Genomic DNA, 13837 nt, shown 5'->3' on the forward strand with positions numbered 1-13837 from the left:
CTTGCCAGTGCCGAGGTAGCCTGATGGACGTTCCGCTGAATCAACTGCTTGCCTTTTGTAGGCCCGGCTTCGAGTCAGAGGCTGGCCGCGAGCTGACCGATGCGGCAGCAACGAAGGGTGCGTGGGGGTACTTCACGCCGCAGCCTGGCACAGGCTGGCTGCGCTTTACCCTGGCCGGGGGGCTTGATGCACCTTCGCTGCTGCGGCAGGTGCCGCTGGAGTCCCTGGTCTTTGTCAGGGACTGGCAGGTATTGCTCGCTGAAATGGCGCTGCCGGCCAAGGATCGGGTGGGAGCGGTGGTTGAAGTGCTGAGCGATGGTGGTGTCGAGTTGGTTCGGAACTGTGCCAGGGTGGATGTGCGGGTTGGGGAAAACAGCAGCGACCCGGATCTCGGGCGCTTTGCCCGCAAGTGGGTAGCGCCGCTATCCCGGGCGCTGAGAGGGGCCGGGTTGCTGGGTGCTGAGGTGGACAGTTCAGTCGGAGATCGACTGGAGATTCTGCTCCCGGATTTTGGATCCGCTCTGATCGGCATGAGCCTGGCCAATAACCGGGCCCGCTGGCCTATGGGTATCCCCCGACTGAAGTTGCCGGCTTCAGCGCCCAGCCGATCTGCGCTCAAGCTGGAAGAGGCCTGGAAAGTGCTGCTGCCGGCTGACCGTGCCCTGGACTACCTGGGGGGCGGAAAGACCGCTGTGGACCTTGGTGCGGCTCCTGGTGGCTGGACCTGGCAGTTGGTGCAGCAAGGCATGCAGGTGACGGCTGTCGACAACGGGCCTATGGAAGAAGGGTTGATGGCGACAGGTATGGTCACCCATGTCCAGGCCGATGGTTACCTGTGGCGTCCGAAGCGGGCAGTGGACTGGATGGTGTGCGATATCGTCGACAAGCCCCGGCGTACAGCGTCCATGGTCAGTGACTGGTTCACTGACCAGTTGTGCCGTTACAGTATTTTTAACCTCAAGCTGCCCATGAAAAAACGCTACGACGAGTGGTTGCTTTGCCGGGAGTTGTTGCAGTCCCGACTTGCCGATGCACCGTTCGGAGTGCGCCTCAGGGCCCGGCAGCTTTACCACGACCGGGAAGAGATTACCTGCTTCCTTGAGCGGACCGACTGATCGGTTCGCCCTTTCAGCACTGGTGGAGAATGGTGATCTTCTCGTCCAGGTCCATCATGGGCTTTACGTCGTTGAGCAGTTGTTGACGCTCGGTCGAGTGGTACCAACGGTCCCAGTCGGCCTCTGATCGCCAGTTTGCCAATGTGATCCGGTGGTTCGGGTCATGGGCGTTAACCAGTGTTTCGCCGGAAATGAATCCCGGAGCGGCGACCGCGTTCTGGAGAATCGCCCGGGACCGCTCCTCGTAGGCGGTTTCAAGGGTTTCAGCGATATGACGTTCGATCAGGACTCGAATCATGGGTACCTCTCAGCTGACAGTCGCTATAACAGTCGGGCGCGTTTCTGGTCTAAAATAGACCTGTATGACAGTAATTTAGCACTTGAACCGGGAAAATCCATCAGGTTTGTACGTAAACCTGGGGACGGGGCGGAAAAGCCTGCCGGTGCACTGCGGGAGGTGACTATGGCGGAAACTGCTGACCAGGATGCCGAGCTTGATGCGCGCGGGTTAATGTGTCCCGAGCCGGTAATGATGCTCCATAACCGGATAGCCGATGTACCGGTAGGTGGTGTTTTGCGGGTGTTGGCTACGGACCCCTCGACAACCCGGGATATTCCCCGCTTCTGTCAGTTCCTGAACCATGAGTTGCTCAGGCAGGAGCAGGCGGAGGACCAGTATCTGTTCTGGATCCGCCGGGGCGCCTAAATGGCGGACCGGCGATAAACCCCGGATTACAGGAGGGCTTCGGCCTTTCCCAGGTGCTCCAGGAACGCTTCACGATCCATCTCGCCCAGCACCCGAAGGTTCTGGACCTCGGATCCGCCCGGGTTGTAGAAAAGAATGGCCGGTGGCCCGAAAAGACCCAGTTCATCCAGCAAGGCCTGCTGTTCCGGTGTGTTGTCCGTCATGTCGATCTGCAGCAGGGTGTATGGCTCCATTGCTGCAATCACACCGGGCTGGCTGAATACCTCGCGCTCCATCACCTTGCACGATATGCACCAGTCCGCGTAGAAATCCAGGATGACCGGTCGACCCTGCTCGCCGGCCTCGGCAAGTCGCGCCCGGATGATGTCCGGTTCTTCTATCCGGTCAAACCGGGCGTGTTCCAGCGTCGTGGTGCCGCCCGGGGAGGTCCCGCCGGCAATAAACGGGGCAAGTGGCCTCAGGGGGTCTGATGCGCCGGACAGCGCTCCGGCCAATAGAGCAAGGCCCCAGGCAAACAGCATAAGGCCAGCCCCTTTCCAGGTTCGTTGCCAGCCGGCCCGGGCCTGGTCAAAGGCTCCCAGCTGAACGCCCGTGATGGCCGCGAGAACACCCCACAGGGTCAGTGCCAGCCACGCAGGTACCATCCGCTCGACCAGCCAGATTGCAACGGCCAGCAACATGATGCCGTAAAATGCTTTGACGACGTTCATCCATGGACCGGTTTTTGGAAGCAGCTTGCGTCCGCCCACCGCAACCAGGATAAGAGGAACGCCCATTCCGAGGCCCAGCGAGAACAGGGCAACACCACCTACGACGGCATCTTGCGTGGTACTGATATAGAGCAAGCTGCCGGCCAGCGGTGCTGAGACGCAGGGAGATACGACGAGTGCCGACAGGGCGCCAATGCCAAAGACACTGGCGACCCGACCACCACTGAGGTTCTGGCTCGCCTGGTTCAGGCGGTTCTGGATGCCCTGGGGAAGTTGCAGGTCAAATACGTTGAACATGGCCAGTGCGAACAGCACGAAGAGGGCTGCGAAAGTGCCCAGAATCCAGGGTGACTGCAACTGCGCCTGCAGGTTGAAGCTGGCGCCCAGCAGGCCGGTGATGACGCCGGCGGCGGCGTAGGTCAGTGCCATGCCCAGCACATAGCTGAAGGCCAGCACCAGGGCCTGTCCGGAACTACGGGTGTTGTGACTGGACACCAGGGTAGAGATGATAGGCACCATGGGCAGTACGCAGGGGGTGAAGGTCAGTCCGAGCCCGAGGGCAAGGAACACCAGCGCGATGATCGCCAGGGACTGTTCCGACAGAAAGCCCGCCAGGCCGCTGGCGGATTCCAGGTCTGCCTTGCCTTCGGCCACGGGGGAGGGAGGCTGGTTGCCAGAATTTGTATCCGGGGCTGGCGCCTGGCTGGCTGCCTTGTTCTTGCCGCTGGCATAGTAGAGTACTTCACGGGTTTGCGGTGGATAGCACAGGCCGGCCTTCGCACAACCCTGATAGGTCACCTGCAAGGTGGCCTCCCGGATCCCTTCGGGGAGGGACAGTTCTACTGCGGCTTCGACCGGCTCATAGAAGACGTTGACGGTGCCGAAATAGGGATCTTCCGTTTCAACTCCGGCCAGGGAAAACTCAGGGTCTGAAAGCGTCACGCCTTCTGTGACGGCTTCGACCTCGATTCGCTCCTTGTAGAGGTAGTGCTCCGGTGCCGTATCCCATCGCAGCAGAACGCCGTTGTCAGTGGTTGTGGAACTGAATGGCAAGGCCTCGTCCACCGGCAGGAAGTCCTGGCCGCCGAGGCTGTTACTGCCGAATGCTGCGAGGCTTTGACCCACAGGAACGAAGAGGAGTAACAGGAACAGAGCGATACTGGATGCGGCGCGAACGGTAAGCGGACTCGGTGGCATGAATAAAGGCATCTTTCAGGTGAATTCAGGGCTTCCGGAAACGGATGGACTGACTGGGCTCGTGGCGGAAAGTTCCCCTGATGATATGCTGCTGGAATTCCTTTCAGTAAAGCCGCACAATAACGGACCCATGAATAACCGTCCAGAAGACCTCGTCACACTGTTCAACGCTCTTTTCAGGGATTGCCTGAAAACCGAACTGGTTCGCGGTGGCGATGAGCCCGAATACCTGCCGGCTGGCGTAGCCGGGCCCTGTGCCCAGGTGATCTTTGCCCACGGCTACTTTGCCAGCGCTCTCCACGAAATCAGTCACTGGTGCATTGCAGGAGAGCAGCGACGCAAGCTGCGGGACTATGGCTACTGGTATTGTCCGGACGGACGTACCCCGGAGCAGCAGCGGGCATTCGAACAGGTTGAGGTGAAACCCCAGGCACTGGAATGGCTCTTTGCCGTTGCCAGTAAAAGCCCGTTCCATATCAGTGTGGACAACCTGGATGGCGGAGGTGCCATTGATGAGGCGGGCTTCCGGCGTCGGGTCTACGAACAGGCCTGCTATTACCTGGACCACGGGTTACCGCCAAGGGCGGAACAGTTTCTTAGCGCGTTAATGGACCATTATGGGACCGGACCGGAGGACTTTCTCCGGTGGCGCGAACAGTATCACTGTCTTACGGGCAACCATATGGCCGGGACAGCACAACATTTCACAACAGTAAGCGAAGCCTATGACGCAATCTCCTGAATCCGGCAACACCACCGAGCAAACCGAAACAACGCCAGCGCAAGAGGACGTCAAGCAAAGCGGCACCCGCTTTGCCGAGCTTGGCCTCGATAAACGCCTGCTGGATGCGATTGCCGGCATCGGGTTCGAATACTGCACACCGATCCAGGCGGAAACCCTGCCTTACACCCTGGCCTGCCACGACCTGATCGGCCAGGCCCAGACCGGCACAGGGAAGACCGCGGCGTTCCTGATTACAGCTATCCAGACCCTGCTGGAAACGCCTGTTCCTGAGAAAGAACGCTTCGCGTCCGAGCCCCGTGTGCTGGCGCTCGCGCCGACCCGTGAACTGGCCATGCAGATCGCCAAGGATGCCGAGGAGCTCTGTGCCCGCACTGGTCATCGGGTGGTGTCAGTCGTGGGGGGCATGAACTATGACAAACAACGGGAAGTGTTGCAGAACGAAATCGTGGATATCCTGGTGGCAACGCCCGGGCGCCTGATTGATTTCCTCGGCTCCCAGGATGTCTTCCTGGACCAGGTGGACCTGCTGATCCTTGATGAAGCGGATCGCATGCTGGATATGGGCTTTATCCCGGATGTGAAGCGAATCATCCGTCGCTGCCCGCCCAAGGATGACCGCCAGACCCTGTTATTCAGTGCCACCTTCAACCAGGACGTACTCAACCTGGCATCCATGTGGACGCACGGAGCTGAATTCATCGAGATCGAGCCTCAGCAGAAGACGGCAGAGCGGGTCAAACAGACCGTCTACCTGGTGTCTGAAGAGCAAAAACTGCCGGTGCTGGTGAATTCCTTGAATCGGCCAGGTGTGGACAAGGCCATCGTGTTCGCCAACCGTCGTGATCAATGCCGTGACCTGGAAGAAGACCTGAAAAACCAGGGCGTTGCAGCCGCGCTCATGTCTGGCGAGATTCCCCAGAACAAGCGACTGAAGACCCTGGATCAGTTCAAGAATGGCGACATCCAGGTACTGGTTGCCACAGATGTTGCCGGGCGTGGCATCCACGTGCAGGGTGTTACCCATGTGTTCAACTACAACCTGCCGGACAATGCTGAGGACTACGTCCACCGTATCGGACGCACCGGACGTGCTGGTGAACACGGTATTTCCATCAGCTTTGCCAGTGAGGACGATGCCTTTGCTTTGCCGGGTATCGAAAGCTACATCAGCCAGAAGCTGACTACCTCAGTGCCGGAAGAAGACCTGTTGCAGCCGCTGGAGAAACCCCTGATCCAACGCCGCCGTGGCGGTCGTCGTTCAGGTGGCGGCCCGCGTAGTGGAGGCAACCGGGGCCGTTCAGGGCAGGGAAGTCGCGGTCGTCCCCGGTCTTCGGGTAATCGGTAACGCCCGGCTGGCCATGGCTTCCCTGCGGATCGTTGCGGACGAGAACATTCCCCTGCTGGAAGCCTTCTGTGGTGATCTCGGCCCCCTGACGCGGGTCAATGGCCGTAACCTGGACCGTGACCAGTTGAAGGAGGCGGACGTACTGCTGGTACGCTCGGTTACCCGGATTGACCAGGCCCTGCTGGCGGAAACACCGGTCAGGTTCGTGGGCACCGCCACTATTGGCACAGACCATGTTGACATCCCGTGGCTAGAGGCCCAGGACATTGCCTTCGCATCGGCCCCGGGCTGTAACGCCAGTAGCGTGGTGCAGTATGTGCTGTCGGTTCTGTCGCTGTTCCTCCAACGGAGTGAGCGGCGCACCCTCGATGGCCTGACCGTAGGCATTATTGGGGCGGGTAATGTGGGCGGTCGTCTGGTCAGGGTGCTGTCAGGATTGGGGGTGACCGTTCGCGTCAGTGACCCACCCCTTGAATCCATCGGCGCCGATTTTCCCTTTGCACCCATCGACGATGTGCTGGCCTGCGACGTTATTTCTCTTCACGCTCCCCTTTTGCGGGACGGTCCCCATCCCACCTGGCACCTGCTTGATCGTCAACGCCTGGCCAGCCTGCGCGGAGGCCAGCTTTTGATCAACAGTGGCCGCGGTGCTGTGGTGGATAACCTGGCTTTGCTGGAAAGGCTTCAGCAGTCTGACCCCCCTTTGGTGGCCCTGGATGTATGGGAAAACGAACCCACTCCGGTGCCGGAGTTGCTGGATCGGTGCTGGCTTGCGACCCCCCATGTTGCCGGGTACAGCCTGGAAGGCAAGAGCCGCGGCACCGAAATGATCGCCCGGGCGCTGCGTCAGTGGGCTGGTCTCTCCATGACGCCTTCCATGGAAGGGTTGCTACCGCCACCTCCGGTTTCCGGCCTTCAGTTCACGGCACAGTGCGCTCCTCTCGATGCTTTGCATCGTGCCCTGATGACCTGCTATGACCCAAGAGATGATGACGCACGGTTGAGAAAGTTGTTCACCAGTGCAGTCTCGACCGGTCAGTCCTCCGGGCCGTCTTTTGACCGGCTGAGGAAGGAATATCCGGTGCGCAGGGAACCCACCAGTCTCAGCGTGAGTGTGGCGGATACGGGGGGGAATACGGAAGCGGCCCGGTTATTGTCCCGGGCCGGATTCACAGTATCGACTTAACCGAGGTTTGCCTGTTTAAGGGCCTCGATCCGGTCCTCAAGTGGCGGATGGGTCATGAACAGCGCGCTCAAGCCACCCCTGGCGCCACGGTTGATGCCAAAGGCCTGCAGGTTGTCCGGCATCTGGTCCGGCAACTCGCTTTCCTGCCGTAACCGCCCCAGGGCGCTGATCATGGCGCTGCGTCCGGCCAGTTGCGCGCCGGCAATGTCAGCCCGGAACTCCCGGCGGCGGGAGAACCAGAACACAATAGTGCTCGCCAGAATGCCCAGCACGATCTCCGCGACGATGCTGACAATCCAGAACCCGGGGCCATGGCCTTGCTCATTGCGGAAGACCACCCGATCTACCACTGAACCGATCACCCGCGCGGCGAAGATGACAAAGGTGTTTACCACACCCTGGATCAGGGTCAGGGTGACCATGTCACCGTTCGCCACGTGACCGATCTCGTGGCCGACGACGGCACGGATCTCGTCCTTGCTGAATCGCTGGAGCAGCCCTTCGCTGACGGCCACCAGCGAGGCGTTCCTGTTCCACCCGGTGGCGAAGGCGTTGGACTGGCTGGCCGGGAAGATGGCCACCTCAGGCATGCCAATGCCTGCCTTTTGAGCCAGTTCGGCAACGGTATCCACCAGCCACCGTTCCGCCGGTGTACGGGGAGATTCGATCAACCGTGCCCCAGTGGTCTTCTTGGCAATGAACTTGGACATGAACAGTGAGATAAACGCACCGGCAAAGCCGAAGACCGCAGCGAATGCCAGCAGGGATCCGTAATTGATCCCGTTCTGTGCCAGGTAACTGTCAACGCCCAGCAGCGAGAGTGTAACGCTCGCAACCAGGATGACTGCCAGGTTTGTCGCAAGAAACAGCAGGATTCTCATTCAGTGACCTCGTCAGGAGTCCAATTTCCTGCAATCGGATATCGGTACTTGCCAACGCAATTTCAATAACCTTGCGCAGAGTTAACCGGGATGTCCGTTGCTCCCAAAAAGACCGTTGGACTGTCCGTCAGTTCCCGGCCGGGCAAAAAAGGCAGCCTGCATGGCTCGGCTGAGGGTGGGGGAATGCCCCCCCCGAATGGATTGGCGGAGCACGTGAACCCAGGACGAGCGATCCTGGCGTACCGATGCTGGCAGCGGGGAATCCGGCTCCGGCACACCGGGCTCCGGTAGCGACAGCGTCCGGGCCAGGTCCAGTGGCGCGGGTGTGTTCAGGAGGATAAAGGCTTTCCGGGTCAGCACAGCCTGGTCCAGGGCTTCCTGGCGAATGGTATCCACGTAGCGCAGCAGGCCTTCTTCCTCCAGCCACAACAGCGCACCGAAACAGGCCATGTGGCGGGAACTGTGTAGCCCAAACTCGTCCGGCTCATCCGGCCCGGCGATGTCTTCCACAAACAGGTTGATCCTGCGGGGAAACACACTGTAAAGCTGTACCAGGGCAATGGCAGAATCCCGGTAGAACTCCTCAATATGAATATCGGCCATACTGCTGCGATCCGTTGGCTGTATTGACTGGCCCGGTCAGCGCCAGGTGGACAGGAACCGTTCCAGCCGCCCCATGGCGTCTTCCAGAGCATCTACCCGGGGCAGGAATACCACACGGAAATGCTGCCGGTCGTCAATATTGAAGCCGGAACCCTGTACCAGCAGGATACGTTCCTGCAACAGCAGGTCCAGCACAAATTTCTCGTCGTCCTCTATCGGGTAGAGGTGCGGGTCCAGCTTCGGGAACAGGTAGAGTGCACCCTTGGGCTTGACACAGCTGATTCCCGGAATGTCGTTCAGCAGGCGCCAGGCGGTTTCCCGCTGTTCGAAGAGACGTCCTCCTGGTGCCACCAGGTCATCGATGGACTGATAGCCCCCGAGCGCTGTCTGAATGGCCAGCTGGGCCGGCACGTTGGCGCACAGGCGCATGGAGGCCAGCATGTCGATGCCTTCAATCAGGTCTTTCGCTTTATGCTTGGCTCCGCTGATGATCAGCCAGCCTGAGCGGTACCCGGCAGCACGGTAGTTCTTGGACAGGCCGTTGAAGGTAAAGAACAGCACATCATCGGCGAGGGAAGCCGTGGACACATGCTCCACGCCGTCGTAGAGAATCTTGTCGTAGATCTCATCGGACAGGATGATCAGGTTATGCTGGCGGGCCAGCTCGATCACTTCTTCCAACAATTCCGGCGGGTAGACAGCCCCGGTCGGGTTGTTGGGGTTGATCAGCACGATGGCCTTGGTGCGATTGGTGATCTTGCGGCGGATGTCATCCAGGTCCGGGAACCAGTCCTGCTGCTCATCGCACCGGTAATGCACTGCCTTGCCACTGGACAGGGTGACGGCAGCTGTCCACAGGGGATAGTCGGGTGCCGGCACCAGCACTTCGTCACCAGTGTTGAGCAGAGCCTGCATGGACATGACGATCAGTTCGCTCACGCCATTGCCAAGGTAGATATCATCAATATCCACCTTGTCGATGCCCCGCTCCTGACAATAGTGCATTACCGCCTTGCGGGCAGAAAACAGCCCCTTGGATTCAACATAGCCCTGGGCCTGGTGCAGGTTATAGATCACGTCCTGCTGGATTTCTTCGGGCACATCCAACTCAAAGGCGGCAGGGTTGCCGATGTTGAGCTTGAGCACCCGATGGCCCTCTTCCTCGAGACGACGCGCCTCTCGCAGCACCGGACCACGGATTTCATAGCAAACGTTATCCAGTTTTGCGGACTTTCTGTAATTCTGCATAGAAGGCGTCTTCCCGATGGTGATGCTGGTGCCCTGATAGTTGGCACATTAATAACAGAGGCACCATTCTAGCGGAGCCAGGGCCGAAAAAAACAGTCCGAACAAGGCGCAATTGTGATGAAAAATGGCAAGGGTCGCGGAGTCTTGCCGGTCGGAATTCAAAATTTCTTGCGGTTTATTGGTTGTGCACAATAAAATTGTGGAAATTCCTGTTCGAGGTGTGCAATGTCTTCAGCTTCTATCTATGAAATCGAGGTAACCGATATTCGCGGCCAGGTTCGGCGTATGGAGGAGTATGCCGGCAAGGTCCTGCTGATCGTTAATACTGCCTCGAAATGTGGCTTTACGCCCCAGTTTGGTGGCCTGCAGAAGCTGTATGATGAACTGGCGCCCCGCGGCCTTGAGATACTGGGGTTCCCCTGCAATCAATTCATGAACCAGGACCCGGGGAGCGAACAGCAGATCAGCGAATTCTGTTCCCTCAACTATGGTGTCAGTTTTCCAATGTTTGCCAAGTTGCAGGTAAACGGACCGGAAAGCCATCCTCTGTTCGAACTGCTCAAGAACGAAGCGCCAGGTATGATGGGCTCTAAAAAGGTAAAGTGGAACTTTACCAAGTTCCTGGTGGGGAGTGACGGCCAGGTGATCCGGCGTTATGCGCCCACAGTCAGTCCTGAAGCCATCCGGGACGATATTCTGGAGTTGTTGTAAGTGAGAAATGAGTCCTGCCCCCCGGAAGCACCGGCCAACGAAAACCTGCTGGCACTGGATAACCAGGTGTGTTTTGCCTTGTACGCGGTGAACCGGGCGGTAACCGCCCGCTATCGGCCGTTGCTGGCGGAGTTGGACCTGACCTACCCGCAGTACCTTGTCATGTTGGTTCTATGGGAAGCGGCAGCCACGGATCAGCCCCTTCGTGTGTCATCCATCGGGGAACGGCTACGCCTGGACTCTGGCACCCTGACGCCGTTATTGCGCCGGCTTGAGCAGCGGGGGCTGGTATCCCGCCGCAGGTCCCTGGAAGACGAGCGAGTGGTAATGGTCGCCCTGACACCTGCAGGAGAGACCATGCGGGAACAGGCGCGGGAGGTTCCGGTGAGGCTGCTGTGCGAGTTGGGGGTAACCGCGGACCAGGCGGCGCGGTTACGGGAAGACTTGCGCCGGTTGCTCAGTCGTCTCGAGACTGTAGAGTAGCCTTGCGACCCGCTACCCCGGCCCAGCGCTGGATGACGCCGGCCAGGATCTTTCGGTTGTAGGGCTTGGTAATGTAGTCATCCATGCCGGCGGCCAGGCATTCCTCCTTGTCCCCGGCCATGACGTTGGCGGTTACGGCAACGACCGGTAGTTGAGTCCACTGGGGGTTCTGCCGAATACGGCGGGTAGCCTCATACCCATCCATCACCGGCATCTGGCAATCCATCAGGACCAGGTCGTAGTGTTTCAGGGCCAGTGCGGCCAGGGCCCGTTCCCCATTTTCAGCGTGGTCTACCTCATGGCCCATTTTTTGTAACAATCCTGAGGCCACGATCTGGTTGACCCGATTGTCCTCCACCAACAGAATCTGGCAGCTCTGCTGTCCAGCATCCTTGGCAGGGGGCAGGTCAGGGAGCTGCTCTAACTGCGAGCCCTGGTCAACCGGAAGGGGCAGGTAGACCGTAAACCAGGTGCCTTCACCTTCCCTTGAGTCCACTTTTATCTGGCCATGCATTCGCTCTACCAGTTGCTGACACAGGGCCAGGCCAAGACCGGTGCCGCCGTAACGGCGGGTGGTGTCTGTGGCTGCTTGCGAGAAAGGCGAGAAGATGCGGTCAAGCTCATCCCGGGACATGCCAATGCCGGTATCGCGGACTTCCAGACGGATTCCTTCCGGTGTCTGGGCTACGTGGACTGAGACTTTCCCGGCGTCAGTAAACTTGATGGCATTGGACAGCAGGTTGTTGATGACCTGGCGAAGGCGGGTGGGGTCGCCGAGGTACCGTGGAGCCAGCTCGGTTTCCAGCTCGGTGGTGAATGCCAGCCCTTTGCGCCGCGATTGTTCAGCGTGAATGGTGGCGCACTCGGCCACCAGTTTGCGCAGATCAAAGGAAATGACTTCCAGGTCCAGCTTGCCGGCCTCCACCTTGGAGATATCGAGTATGTCGTTGAGCAGGCCCAACAGACTTTCGCCGGCCCGGTGGGCAATCTCAAGCTGATGACGCTGGGCGGGTTCCAGGTCGCCTTCCAGGGCCAGCTCCAGCATGCCCAGCACGCCATTCAGTGGTGTGCGAATCTCATGGCTCATGCTGGCGAGGAAACGGGCGCGAGTCTGGGCCCGGCGGACAGCGTCCTCCTTGGCCCTGATCAGCGCGCGGTTGCCACGCTGAAGGGCTTCGTTCTTTTCGGAAATTTCACGGGTGCGGTCCTCCACCTCCCGTTCCAGCTTTCCGGAGTAGTCCTTCATCTGGCTTTCCACTGACCTCAGCTGGCTTAATGAGGCATCCACGGTTTCCAGGTGGCGGTTGATAATTGCTACCATGCTGCCAATTTCATCTTGCTCATGGGAGTGGGGAACGGGCAGGCGGGCCTTTTCCGGTGCGTTGCGCACATCCTGAAGGCTGTTGATCACTTTCAGCATGGGCTTGGTCAGCAGGAAGTAGAACACCACCAACAGCATCCCGGACAATACCAGGCTCTTCAGTATACCGCTGATGAGGATAAAGCTGGCCCGGGACAGGAAGAGGTTGCCGTAATGGTTGGTGGAAATGGTCACCACCAGGTCACCCAGCTCAATGTCCTTCAGGTCGGACACTTCCAGTTTACTGGTATAGCGGCGTGTGTCCCCGAACAGCAGGTCACTTAGCCATCGATATCGGTTATCACCGCTGCCTCGGCTGGCTGCAGCCAGAGTGTGTCCGTCACTGTCAAGCAGTCGGGCATCGATTACCGCCGGATGGCGTAGCATGCCGTTGAGCAGCTCGCCAGCCAGTCGGGTATCAATGTTATAGGCGATCTGTGAGGCCGGGCTGTGGCTGATTTCCAACAGCGCCTGGATATCCTGATCCATGTAATTCCGGGTGCTGTGGTACTCGACGGTCACCTGGATCAGGTTAAGCACCAGCCCGACGCTCATGGCGAGCAGTACCGTGTTACGGGTAAGTCGCCACGAAAGCCGGTTCCTGAAAAGCTGTTTCACTCTGTTCCCTGTGTGTCTGGCTACGGTCAGTGGTCGTAGTCCGCCTTCTTTTTCCAGTCATCGTCATGGAGGAAGGTGTCCCACTCCTTGTCCAGCCGGCCCTGTTGTTCAGCGGTCCGGGTTTTCTGGCCGCTGGCCAGTTCCTGCTCCAGTTCCCGGATGCGTTCCTTGAAGTTTGCCACGGCCCGGGCGGCCATCTCGTTACCCTGGGACTTGCCTATCTCGGTAGCTGCCAGGTGGTAGGAATGAATGGCCTTGCGTAGCTGGCCCTGGCGAACGTGGTCCCGGGCCTGGAATACGAACAGGTCGGCGTGGGTCTTGTGGATAGTGAACAGCACGTGGCGGAGATTCGACTTGGCCGTGGCAGCATCGATCTTGCCCGACTTGTGCAATGATTCAACCAGTTTAAAAAGATTCTGGAGCAATTCCTTGATGTAATTCGACTTTTCCGGAGAGTCAATGATCACTTTTGGATGCTCATCCGTGCCGTCCAGTACTTTCTGTTTGTTCTCGTTGACCTGGGCCAGCCAGTTTTTCACCGGCAGTTCTGTCCTCTCCTGCTGAAGGTGCTGACAGACTTCTTCCATCCGGTGTAGCAGCAAGAGTTTGATGTCGCGGGTGAGGTATTGGCCTGGCAGCTCGTCGTAGATGCGAAAGGCACGGTTATAGGCATCTTCCAGGGAGGTAACCCGGCGGGCCCTTTCGATACGGGCCCTTTCCCGCATCTGGCTGAAGACCACGATGATGATGGAAATTACGACAACTGCCAGCAGCAGTAAGACAATCGTTACCGTATTCATGAATCGCCGGACGCGCTCCCTGATTATCATTCTGGTGCGGGACAGGATGGGCACTTTAGGGGCCACTGGAGTCCCGAAAGGGCAGGGGAAGCCCCTGAGCTTTCGCAAGTATCTGGCACCCTATCAGAA

At 59.1% G+C, this 13837-nt stretch carries 14 protein-coding genes; 7 read left to right on the plus strand and 7 right to left on the minus strand.

Annotation, left to right across the window (positions count from 1 at the left end; translation table 11 throughout):
- The first annotated feature begins 35 nt into the window (after positions 1–35).
- Positions 36–1115 (plus strand): 23S rRNA (cytidine(2498)-2'-O)-methyltransferase RlmM, encoded by a 1080-nt coding sequence (rlmM, locus tag LJ360_RS08730; protein ID WP_320108800.1) that lies wholly within the window; start codon positions 36–38, stop codon positions 1113–1115.
- Positions 1116–1128: 13 nt separating this feature from the next.
- Here rlmM and LJ360_RS08735 read toward each other — a convergent pair whose 3' ends face one another.
- Complete coding sequence (locus tag LJ360_RS08735; protein WP_091853502.1) at positions 1129–1413, minus strand: antibiotic biosynthesis monooxygenase family protein; 285 nt, start codon at positions 1411–1413, stop codon at positions 1129–1131.
- Positions 1414–1578: 165 nt separating this feature from the next.
- Here LJ360_RS08735 and tusA point away from each other — a divergent pair, with 165 nt between their 5' ends.
- Entirely contained in the window at positions 1579–1821 is a 243-nt protein-coding gene (tusA, locus tag LJ360_RS08740; RefSeq protein WP_091853504.1) for a sulfurtransferase TusA, read from the plus strand.
- Positions 1822–1847: 26 nt separating this feature from the next.
- Here the strand turns inward: tusA and dsbD are convergent, their stop codons facing one another.
- Positions 1848–3728, minus strand: coding sequence for a protein-disulfide reductase DsbD (gene dsbD / locus LJ360_RS08745; RefSeq protein ID WP_264995858.1), 1881 nt, complete (start codon positions 3726–3728; stop codon positions 1848–1850).
- Between the two features lie 130 nt (positions 3729–3858).
- Here dsbD and LJ360_RS08750 point away from each other — a divergent pair, with 130 nt between their 5' ends.
- Genes LJ360_RS08750 through LJ360_RS08760 form a run of 3 tightly spaced genes read left to right on the plus strand, consistent with a single transcriptional unit; the run spans position 3859 to position 7004 of the window.
- Positions 3859–4470: an elongation factor P hydroxylase gene (locus LJ360_RS08750; RefSeq protein ID WP_091853620.1), complete on the plus strand. Its 612-nt coding sequence runs from the start codon at positions 3859–3861 to the stop codon at positions 4468–4470.
- Complete coding sequence (locus LJ360_RS08755) at positions 4454–5818, plus strand: DEAD/DEAH box helicase (protein WP_091853508.1); 1365 nt, start codon at positions 4454–4456, stop codon at positions 5816–5818. The genes LJ360_RS08750 and LJ360_RS08755 overlap by 17 nt, the downstream gene beginning before the upstream one ends.
- A gap of 22 nt (positions 5819–5840) precedes the next feature.
- Positions 5841–7004 (plus strand): 4-phosphoerythronate dehydrogenase, encoded by a 1164-nt coding sequence (locus LJ360_RS08760; RefSeq protein WP_413774421.1) that lies wholly within the window; start codon positions 5841–5843, stop codon positions 7002–7004.
- Here LJ360_RS08760 and htpX read toward each other — a convergent pair.
- From htpX to LJ360_RS08775, 3 genes are all read right to left on the minus strand, one after another.
- Positions 7001–7885: a protease HtpX gene (gene htpX / locus LJ360_RS08765; RefSeq protein ID WP_264995860.1), complete on the minus strand. Its 885-nt coding sequence runs from the start codon at positions 7883–7885 to the stop codon at positions 7001–7003. The genes LJ360_RS08760 and htpX overlap by 4 nt on opposite strands.
- Before the next feature lie 81 nt (positions 7886–7966).
- Positions 7967–8488 carry a hypothetical protein gene (locus tag LJ360_RS08770; RefSeq protein ID WP_264995861.1) on the minus strand — a complete coding sequence of 174 codons (522 nt, stop codon included), beginning with the start codon at positions 8486–8488 and terminating at the stop codon, positions 7967–7969.
- Between the two features lie 36 nt (positions 8489–8524).
- On the minus strand, positions 8525–9736 hold the full coding sequence (locus tag LJ360_RS08775; RefSeq protein ID WP_091853515.1) for a pyridoxal phosphate-dependent aminotransferase: 1212 nt from the start codon (positions 9734–9736) through the stop codon (positions 8525–8527).
- A 225-nt stretch (positions 9737–9961) separates the two neighbouring features.
- Between LJ360_RS08775 and LJ360_RS08780 the strand changes: the two genes are divergently transcribed.
- Together LJ360_RS08780 and LJ360_RS08785 are read left to right on the plus strand one after the other, a co-directional pair.
- Positions 9962–10447 carry a glutathione peroxidase gene (locus LJ360_RS08780; RefSeq protein WP_091853517.1) on the plus strand — a complete coding sequence of 162 codons (486 nt, stop codon included), beginning with the start codon at positions 9962–9964 and terminating at the stop codon, positions 10445–10447.
- The gene (locus tag LJ360_RS08785) at positions 10448–10930 is read left to right on the plus strand and encodes a MarR family winged helix-turn-helix transcriptional regulator (RefSeq protein ID WP_245742648.1); all 483 of its coding nucleotides are present in this window, start codon (positions 10448–10450) and stop codon (positions 10928–10930) included. It abuts the gene before it with no gap.
- Here the strand turns inward: LJ360_RS08785 and LJ360_RS08790 are convergent.
- Together LJ360_RS08790 and LJ360_RS08795 are read right to left on the minus strand one after the other, a co-directional pair.
- A complete protein-coding gene (locus tag LJ360_RS08790; RefSeq protein WP_320108788.1) occupies positions 10905–12908 on the minus strand; it encodes an ATP-binding protein in 2004 nt (667 codons plus the stop codon). The two genes, LJ360_RS08785 and LJ360_RS08790, sit on opposite strands and share 26 nt — an antisense overlap.
- 26 nt (positions 12909–12934) lie before the next feature.
- A complete protein-coding gene (locus tag LJ360_RS08795; protein WP_091853521.1) occupies positions 12935–13708 on the minus strand; it encodes a hypothetical protein in 774 nt (257 codons plus the stop codon).
- Positions 13709–13837 lie beyond the last annotated feature (129 nt).

Origin of the sequence: Marinobacter sp. AN1 (assembly GCF_026013985.1) — a bacterium.
Classification (GTDB): Bacteria; Pseudomonadota; Gammaproteobacteria; order Pseudomonadales; family Oleiphilaceae; genus Marinobacter; species Marinobacter segnicrescens.

Excerpts from the sequence above, each read along its gene's own strand:
- LJ360_RS08735 (WP_091853502.1), bottom strand. The coding sequence starts at position 1,413 with ATGATTCGAGTCCTGATCGAACGTCATATCGCTGAAACCCTTGAAACC.
- tusA (WP_091853504.1), top strand. The coding sequence starts at position 1,579 with ATGGCGGAAACTGCTGACCAGGATGCCGAGCTTGATGCGCGCGGGTTA.
- dsbD (WP_264995858.1), bottom strand. The coding sequence starts at position 3,728 with ATGCCACCGAGTCCGCTTACCGTTCGCGCCGCATCCAGTATCGCTCTG.
- LJ360_RS08750 (WP_091853620.1), top strand. The coding sequence starts at position 3,859 with ATGAATAACCGTCCAGAAGACCTCGTCACACTGTTCAACGCTCTTTTC.
- LJ360_RS08755 (WP_091853508.1), top strand. The coding sequence starts at position 4,454 with ATGACGCAATCTCCTGAATCCGGCAACACCACCGAGCAAACCGAAACA.
- htpX (WP_264995860.1), bottom strand. The coding sequence starts at position 7,885 with ATGAGAATCCTGCTGTTTCTTGCGACAAACCTGGCAGTCATCCTGGTT.
- LJ360_RS08770 (WP_264995861.1), bottom strand. The coding sequence starts at position 8,488 with ATGGCCGATATTCATATTGAGGAGTTCTACCGGGATTCTGCCATTGCC.
- LJ360_RS08775 (WP_091853515.1), bottom strand. The coding sequence starts at position 9,736 with ATGCAGAATTACAGAAAGTCCGCAAAACTGGATAACGTTTGCTATGAA.
- LJ360_RS08780 (WP_091853517.1), top strand. The coding sequence starts at position 9,962 with ATGTCTTCAGCTTCTATCTATGAAATCGAGGTAACCGATATTCGCGGC.
- LJ360_RS08795 (WP_091853521.1), bottom strand. The coding sequence starts at position 13,708 with ATGAATACGGTAACGATTGTCTTACTGCTGCTGGCAGTTGTCGTAATT.